Origin of the sequence: Daeguia caeni, from assembly GCF_042653845.1 — a bacterium.
Lineage (GTDB): Bacteria > Pseudomonadota > Alphaproteobacteria > Rhizobiales > Rhizobiaceae > Brucella > Brucella caeni.
The window spans coordinates 1-7921 of record NZ_JBHSEL010000094.1; the positions used below are offsets into that span (position 1 = coordinate 1).

A 7921-nucleotide genomic window follows, 5' to 3' on the forward strand; every position below is an offset into this window, starting at 1 on the left:
CCGCTTAAATCAAACCCCAAACCGAGCCGGAAACTCCAATCTTCAAAAACACAAATAGTCTCAAATCATTCGACGACGGACAATACATATTCGGTCAACGGTAGATCGGCTAAAAGTTGAAAAACTTCGGGAGGAAGAAATTGCAGAAAACAAATGAAATGACAGAGACAAAATTATTGCGCTATGAGAATTTCATTAATGGAGAGTGGCGCTCTCCGGCAAGTGGCAATTATATCAAACTAATCAATCCTTCCGATGGTACGGAGCTTGCACTCATAGCACGGGGGAATCAGGCTGATATTGATCATGCTGTTGCTTCTGCCCGCCATGCGCTTTCTGCTGACTGGGGTAAGAAAACTGCGACCGAGCGGGGTCGGATTTTACATAGAATTTCAGAAAAAGTACTAGAAAACAAAGAATTATTAGCGAAGCTTGAGTCGATGGATACAGGTAAGCCATTAGCGCAAGCTCATGCTGATGTAATTGCTCTGGCCCGTTATATGGAATTTTATGGTGCTGCAGCTGATAAGGTTCATGGCGATACGATACCATATCAGAACGGATTTACTGTTCTTTCCATTTATGAGCCGCATGGTGTTACTGCTCACATCATTCCATGGAATTATCCGATGCAGATATTGGGAAGGAGCCTTGGTGCGGCTTTAGCAATGGGGAATGCTGCCGTTGTAAAACCTGCCGAGGAAGCGTGTCTGACCATATTGGAATTTGCACGAATTGCTGCAGAATGCAGTTTGCCTTCCGGTGCGCTTAATATTGTCACTGGTTTGGGAAATGAGGCAGGTGCAGCTTTAGCTGAACATAGCGGTATCAACCATATTTCGTTTACCGGCTCTGTGGCGACAGGCGAAAAAATACAGGCTGCCGCTGCTAAACACACCGTTCCGGTTACTTTGGAGCTGGGAGGAAAGTCACCGCAAATCATCTTTGCCGATGCAGATTTGGACAATGCGCTTACCTTTTTGGTTAGGGCAGGAATCCAGAATGCCGGCCAAACCTGTTCTGCTTCTTCGCGGATATTGATTGAGCGTAGTATCTATGAAGAAGTGATCAAAAAAATGAGTGAACTTTATCGTTCACTTGATGTTGGCCCCGCTAACGCAGATTTAGCCCTTGGTCCTGTTGTCTCGCATCGACAGAAGGCAATCATTGAATCTTATCTGGATATGGCTAAGAGAGACGGGCTACGTATTGTAGCACAAGGGAAGTTGGTTGAAAATGCACCCGACAATGGTGCTTATGTCCTTCCGACATTGATCCGGGATGTGCCAGTCAATCACCCTTTAACAAGAGAAGAAATCTTTGGTCCTGTGCAGGTTGCTTTGCCCTTTGATACAGAAGAAGAGGCGATCAACTTAGCTAATGATACATCTTATGGGCTTGTCTGTGGTATCTGGACAAGAGATGGTGCACGCCAATTCCGCTTGGCCCATGCTATCCAGTCTGGTCAGGTGTTCATCAATAATTACGGTGCTGGCGGAGGGATTGAGCTTCCTTTTGGTGGCGTGAAACGATCAGGTCATGGCCGTGAAAAGGGCTTTGAGGCTCTCTACGGTTTCGCAACGCTAAAAACGATTTCGGTCTATCACGGATGATAAGGATTTTATTAAAATTGGGAGGAAGATTTTGAATATACAAGATAAAGTGGTATTTATTACAGGTGCTGGGTCTGGTTTTGGCGAAGGTATGGCCAAGCTCTTTGCAGCTCAAGGCGCAAAGGTTGTTATCGTAGATCGTGATAAAACTGGCGCGGAACGTGTTGCAGCCGAAATAGGTGAGCAGGCACTTGCACTTACTGCTGATATTACAAATGAGAGGGATGTTGATCAGGCAGTAGACAAGGTTTTAGATTATTTTGGGCAGATTGATATTTTGATTAATAATGCTGGAGTAGGCCATAGGCCACAAGCAGCAGAGCTTGTCGAGCCGGATGAGTTTGACCGGATTGTAGGTGTTAATATCCGTGGCATTTATCTGATTACGCGTAAGCTTCTTCCTCATTTTAAGGTACGTCAGCAAGGTGTCATTTTGAATATCGCATCGACTGGCGCTGGTCGGCCACGCCCTAATCTTGCTTGGTATAATGCAACAAAGGGTTGGGTTGTTTCAGTGACTAAAGCGTTAGCGATTGAACTGGCTCCGCATAAAATCCGTGTTGTTGCGCTTAATCCTGTGGCTGGGCAAACTCCGTTGCTGACGACCTTTATGGGAGAGGATACTGAAGAAATTCGCGCCAAGTTTCTGGCCTCCATTCCTATCGGGCGCTTGCTTTTGCCTGAAGATCTTGCTCAGGCCGCTTTATTTTTGTGTTCGGACTTTGCATCGATGATCACAGGAGTCGCGCTTGATGTAGATGGTGGGCGTTCAATTTAACGGGGGAATGGAGATAATGAAAAGGATTTTGAAAATCGGGCTTGTGAGTGCTTTTGTACTTTCCTTGAGCGTGAGGGGATATGCAAAAGATCGTTTGATTGTTGGCGAAGTTTTGGAACCACCGGGGCTTGATCCTACAGCCAATGCCGCAGCTGCAATTCGTCAGGTGACTTATGCAAATTTGTTCGAAGGTCTTGTGCGAATTGTGGAGGATGGCAGTGTTGCGCCTCTACTGGCTAAGAGTTGGGAAATATCAGATGATCGCTTAATTTATAAATTTACGCTTCAGGACGGCGTAAAATTTCATAATGGCGTTCCGTTCGATTGTTCCATTGTCAAATTTTCTTATGAACGCGCATTGGCTCCGAATTCAACCAATGCTCAAAAAGGGCTTTTTGAGCCTATAGCTAGCGTGGAATGCGTCGACTCCCTTACGGCTGTCGTCACTTTAAAACGTCCTACATCCAATTTTCTTTTCAATATGGGTTGGGGTGATGCCATTATGGTTGAGCCAAGCAGTGTTGGAACTAATCAAACCAATCCGGTTGGGACAGGGCCGTTTCGTTTTAAACGTTGGGTGCAAGGTGATCGTGTAGAGCTTGAGCGCAATTTTGATTATTGGGGCGAGCCTGCCAAACTTTCCTCAGTGACTTTCCGCTTTATTAGTGATCCGTCTGCTGCTGCTGCTGCAATTTTGGCAGGGGATGTGGATGTATTTCCGACATTTCAAGCGCCTGAACTCATCAATAGGTTTGAAAATGATGACAAGCTGCATGTAGAAATCGGTAATACGGCTGGCAAGGTTATTCTGGCGCTGAATAATGCGCGTGCGCCGTTTGACAATGTCAAGGTTCGTCGGGCGCTGGCCCATGCGATTGACAGCAAGATGTTGATTGAAGGCATTTATTCGGGTTTTGGCACTCCGATTGGCTCGCATTATGCACCAGTTGATCCGGGCTATATCGATTTGTCGGAAACCTATCCTTATGACCCTGTCAAAGCACGTCAATTGCTGGATGAGGCTGGTGTCGCTCCGGGTACTGAGCTGACGATTATGCTGCCTCCGCCGGTTTATGCGCGACGCGGTGGTGAGATCATTGCGGCGATGCTGGCAGAGGTTGGAATTCAGGTGAAACTGGTACCGATCGAATTTGCGCAATGGCTTGATCAGGTGTTCAGCCGTTCAGATTTCGATGCGACAATAATCGCCCATACTGAAGCGCGTGATATCGATATCTATGCGCGTGATAAATATTATTTCAATTACAATAATCCGGAATTTACAGCGCTTTATAAAGCCTATTCGGAAGCATCCAGTGAAGAGCAGCAGTTGGAACTTGTGAAGCAACTTCAACAAAAGCTTGCCGTGGATGAGCCGAATATCTTTTTGTTTGCGCTGCCGAAAATCGGGGTTTGGAATAAGGACGTCAAAGGTGTCTGGAAAAGTACGCCAATACCGGTGAATGACCAGACAAAGACCTATTGGGTGAATTAATCAACCGGATGCAATGAGAAGCAGGCACATCTTAAATTTATCATAAATGAAGACGTGTTTCATTCCAAGGAGGAAGCTGTTTTGGGGTATATTGCGGGGAAAATAAGCTCTCTGATACTCACAACATTTGCAGTTTCAGTGATTGTATTCATGCTGATGCAGGTTTTACCCGGTGATCCTGCGGCTGTTATTTTGGGTATCAATGCACAGCCGGAAACTCTGGCTGTACTGCACAAGCAGCTTGGCTTCGATATGCCACTCTGGCAACGTTATCTCGTTTGGATCAGTGATTTTGTACGCGGTGATTTTGGTACAAGCTATACTTATTCAGTTCCTATCAGCGAACTTTTACTGCCAAGGATCATGCTGACTTTGCCACTTGCGGCTTTATCAATGCTGATATCTGTCATTATTGCCATTCCTGTTGGCGTCTATGCGGCGGCTACACGGGGACGGTTGCATGATGTCGTATCGATGGGAATAGCGCAGATCGGTGTAGCCATACCGAATTTTTGGCTTGGCCTTTTGTTAATTCTACTCTTTGCTTTGCAGCTTGGCTGGTTTCCGGCTTCCGGCTTTTCTGGATGGAATAATGGGTTCTGGGTTGGAATGCATTCGCTGTTTCTTCCGGCACTAGCACTTGCTCTGCCTTTGGCCTCAATTCTCGCGCGGGTAACGCGTTCGTCCGTTATTGAAACATTGAATGAGGATTTTATCCGCACAGCCCGTGCGAAAGGGTTAAGCCAGAAAGCAGCCCTTTGGCGACATGCTGTTCCGAATGCGCTTATTCCGGTGATTACAATCCTCGGACTGCAATTCTCGTTTTTACTGGCCGGAACCATTATCATTGAAAATGTGTTCAATCTTCCCGGAGTGGGGCGGCTGATCTTCCAGGCAATTATCCAGCGTGATCTGATAACGGTTCAGTCATTGATCACTTTACTGGCGGTTGCAATTATCGTCGTTAATTTTGCGGTTGATATGATTTACGGGCTTGTCGACCCTCGCCTTTCAAAAGGGGTGCATTAATAATGACATCCAATATTTTAAGAGCTTCCACAGTTTTCAGAACCGTGTTTCTGAGCCGGAATATGGTTATAGGCCTAATCATTACCTGCACATTGGTGGGGATGGCGTTGATATCCTATTTTTGGACACCTTATGTCCCGACGGCAATGAATTTTAGAGATAAGTTGCAAGCGCCAAGTTTTATGCATCCGATGGGTACGGATAATTTCGGGCGCGATGTACTTTCCATGATTATGGTGGGAGCCAGGAATTCGATTGCTGTTTCGTTAATTGCCGTATTGGTAGGAGCTGGTTTTGGTGTTCCGCTTGGTTCACTCGCCGCAGCCAAAGGAGGCTGGGTTGATGGTCTTGTCATGCGCATGACGGATATGGCTTTTGCCTTTCCTGCTCTTTTGACCGCTGTAATTATCACCACGATTTTTGGCCCCGGTGCTGTGAATGCTATGATCGCAATTGGAATTTTTAACATTCCGGTCTTTGCTCGCGTCACGCGAGGAGCCTCATTAGGATTATGGCAAAGGGAATATGTTTTAGCGGCTCGTTGTTCCGGTCGCGGCGATGTATCGATTACGTTTTTGCATGTTTTGCCCAATATCAATCATATTCTTCTCGTTCAGGCGACTATTCAGTTTGCCTTGGCGATCGTTGCCGAAGCCGGATTGTCCTATGTCGGTCTGGGGACACAGCCACCGATGCCAAGTTGGGGGAAAATGCTTAATAATGCGCAGACCTTTATTTATGATGCGCCGTGGCTGGCGATTTTCCCAGGACTGGCGATAACTCTGTCTGTATTAGGGCTTAATCTTGTGGGGGATGGCTTGCGCGATATTCTGGATCCGCGTGTCAGGAGGCAAAGATGAAACAGTCCCTCCTAGAAATATCACAAATGTCGGTATCGCTGCCATTTGCAGATAAAACAGTTGATATTATCTCGGATATCAGCCTGACCCTTGATCGTGGTGAGCGGCTTGGAATTGTAGGAGAATCCGGTAGTGGCAAGTCGATTACCGCACTGGCGCTGATGGGACTTTTGCCTGGTCGGATGACGGTCCGTGGCAGTCTTCGGTTTGACGGGCAGGATTTGGTAACAATGCCTGAAGACCAGCTTTGCAGGATGAGAGGCCGACGGGCTGCTATGATCTTTCAGGAGCCGATGACGGCGCTTAATCCGGTAAAATCAATAGGTGCGCAGATCGCGGAAGGACGCCGCCTTCATCTCGGTGAATCGCGATCTGATGCTGAAAAAAATGCGCGGTATTTATTAGATAGGGTTGGGCTAGCTGCGCCGCGATTTGATCTGGAGCTTTATCCGCATCAGCTTTCTGGCGGGCAAAGACAACGCGTCATGATTGCAATGGCCATTGCCTGTCAGCCGGATTTGTTAATTGCTGACGAGCCGACAACGGCGCTTGATGTGACTGTTCAGGCGCAAATTCTGGATTTGCTGGATGAGTTGATTGATGAAACTGGAACATCATTATTGCTGATTACTCATGATCTTGGTGTCATTTCTGAAATGACCGAGAGAATTGCCGTGATGTATGCGGGTAGGATTGTCGAAACGGGACCGACACAGCATATCTTTGGACATATGGCGCATCCCTATACGCAAGGGCTTTTTGCAGCTTCTCCGCATGCACTGTTTCAAACGGGGCAAATTTCAGCAAAGCGTCAGCGCCTCACAACGATCCCCGGAGGCGTTCCTGATCCATTACAGAGAAATATACATTGCAATTTCGCGGATAGATGCCAATACGCGCAGAATGATTGCAAAAAGGAAATTCCTAATCTCGGTCCTGTTGATCCGTCTTCATCGGTGGATCATTGCATCGCATGTTTTCATCCGCATTTAAGCAAGAGGATGGCATGAGTAAAATCCTACAGGTTCAAAATCTCGTTCGGGAATATCGCCTTCCTCGTCTTGGCCTGTTTTCCAAAACACGAATTTTGCGCGTTTTGCATGGTGTTAATTTGGAATTGAAAACCGGTGAAAGCCTTGGGGTCGTAGGAGAAAGTGGTTCTGGAAAATCAACGCTTGCGCGTTGTGTGATGGCAATTGAAAAGCCGCAAGCGGGTAAGGTGATTATTAATGGCGAAGATATTTATTCGCTTACGAGCACCCGCTTGCGAGAGGCGCGTAAAGGGTTTCAGGCTATTTTTCAGGACCCTTACGGATCACTCGATCCTCGTTATACGGTGAAGCGGATAATTCTAGAGCCTATTGTTTCCTTAGAGCCGTACACCAATCATACTGAGCGAATGCAGAGGGTGGAAGAAGTGTTGGATGCGGTTGGGCTATCAAAGGCTTCAGCTGAAAAATATCCGCATGAATTCTCTGGTGGTCAACGTCAACGTGTTGCCATAGCCCGCGCCCTTGTTACGAAACCATCCTTGATTGTTGCTGATGAACCTGTTTCAGCGCTTGATGTTTCTATTCAAGCTCAGGTGCTTAATCTGATGATGGACTTACAGGAAAGATACAATCTCTCCTATCTTTTCATTAGCCATGATCTCGGAGTGGTGAGAGCTATTACTGATAGAGTAGCTATCATCAATAGCGGGAAATTTGTTGAAGAGGGGCGTGCGTCAGAGGTTTTCGATAATCCGCAACATCCTTACACAAAAGCACTCATTGAGGCTATGCCAAAGCCTTTTTCGGGGCGACGGTCAAAACGTTTGGTATCGGCTACTCAGCTATAAGTTTAGGAATATTGATATGACAGATCTTGCAGATTTTTCAGCCGTAGAACTTATCACTGCCTATAGATCCAAAGAAATTTCACCCGTCGAAACGATAGATGCAGTCATCAAACGCATTGAAAAATGTGAGCCGGAATTAAATGCGCTTTGGGCTGTCCGTCGTCGAATGATTTGAGACTATTTGTGTTTTTGAAGATTGGAGTTTCCGGCTCGGTTTGGGGTTAGAGGTGGTTCGGGAAATCTGGACAGCGGAGATAAGTGGAATTTCTGCCTGACTTCGGCTTAGATGCCGAGAACAGGAGATAC

General features: G+C 46.6%; 8 protein-coding genes. All 8 read left to right on the plus strand.

The genetic code is table 11. From position 1 onward, the window contains the following. The first annotated feature begins 158 nt into the window (after window positions 1-158). Genes ACFO1V_RS09860 through ACFO1V_RS09895 form a run of 8 tightly spaced genes read left to right on the plus strand, consistent with a single transcriptional unit; the run spans window position 159 to window position 7790 of the window. Complete coding sequence (locus tag ACFO1V_RS09860) at window positions 159-1613, plus strand: aldehyde dehydrogenase family protein (protein ID WP_374834560.1); 1455 nt, start codon at window positions 159-161, stop codon at window positions 1611-1613. A 31-nt stretch (window positions 1614-1644) separates the two neighbouring features. Continuing rightward, window positions 1645-2391, plus strand: a complete 747-nt coding sequence (locus tag ACFO1V_RS09865) for a glucose 1-dehydrogenase (protein ID WP_374834546.1) — start codon at window positions 1645-1647, stop codon at window positions 2389-2391. Window positions 2392-2407: 16 nt separating this feature from the next. Further along, window positions 2408-3886, plus strand: a complete 1479-nt coding sequence (locus ACFO1V_RS09870; protein ID WP_374834548.1) for an ABC transporter substrate-binding protein — start codon at window positions 2408-2410, stop codon at window positions 3884-3886. Between the two features lie 54 nt (window positions 3887-3940). After that, the gene (locus ACFO1V_RS09875; protein ID WP_374834550.1) at window positions 3941-4915 is read left to right on the plus strand and encodes an ABC transporter permease; all 975 of its coding nucleotides are present in this window, start codon (window positions 3941-3943) and stop codon (window positions 4913-4915) included. 2 nt (window positions 4916-4917) lie between these two features. Beyond that, entirely contained in the window at window positions 4918-5775 is an 858-nt protein-coding gene (locus ACFO1V_RS09880) for an ABC transporter permease (RefSeq protein ID WP_374834552.1), read from the plus strand. Continuing rightward, window positions 5772-6785 carry an ABC transporter ATP-binding protein gene (locus ACFO1V_RS09885; RefSeq protein ID WP_374834554.1) on the plus strand — a complete coding sequence of 338 codons (1014 nt, stop codon included), beginning with the start codon at window positions 5772-5774 and terminating at the stop codon, window positions 6783-6785. Before ACFO1V_RS09880 ends, ACFO1V_RS09885 begins: the two co-directional genes overlap by 4 nt. Further along, a complete protein-coding gene (locus tag ACFO1V_RS09890) occupies window positions 6782-7615 on the plus strand; it encodes an ATP-binding cassette domain-containing protein (RefSeq protein ID WP_374834556.1) in 834 nt (277 codons plus the stop codon). Before ACFO1V_RS09885 ends, ACFO1V_RS09890 begins: the two co-directional genes overlap by 4 nt. 16 nt (window positions 7616-7631) lie before the next feature. After that, a complete protein-coding gene (locus ACFO1V_RS09895) occupies window positions 7632-7790 on the plus strand; it encodes a hypothetical protein (RefSeq protein ID WP_374834558.1) in 159 nt (52 codons plus the stop codon). Window positions 7791-7921 lie beyond the last annotated feature (131 nt).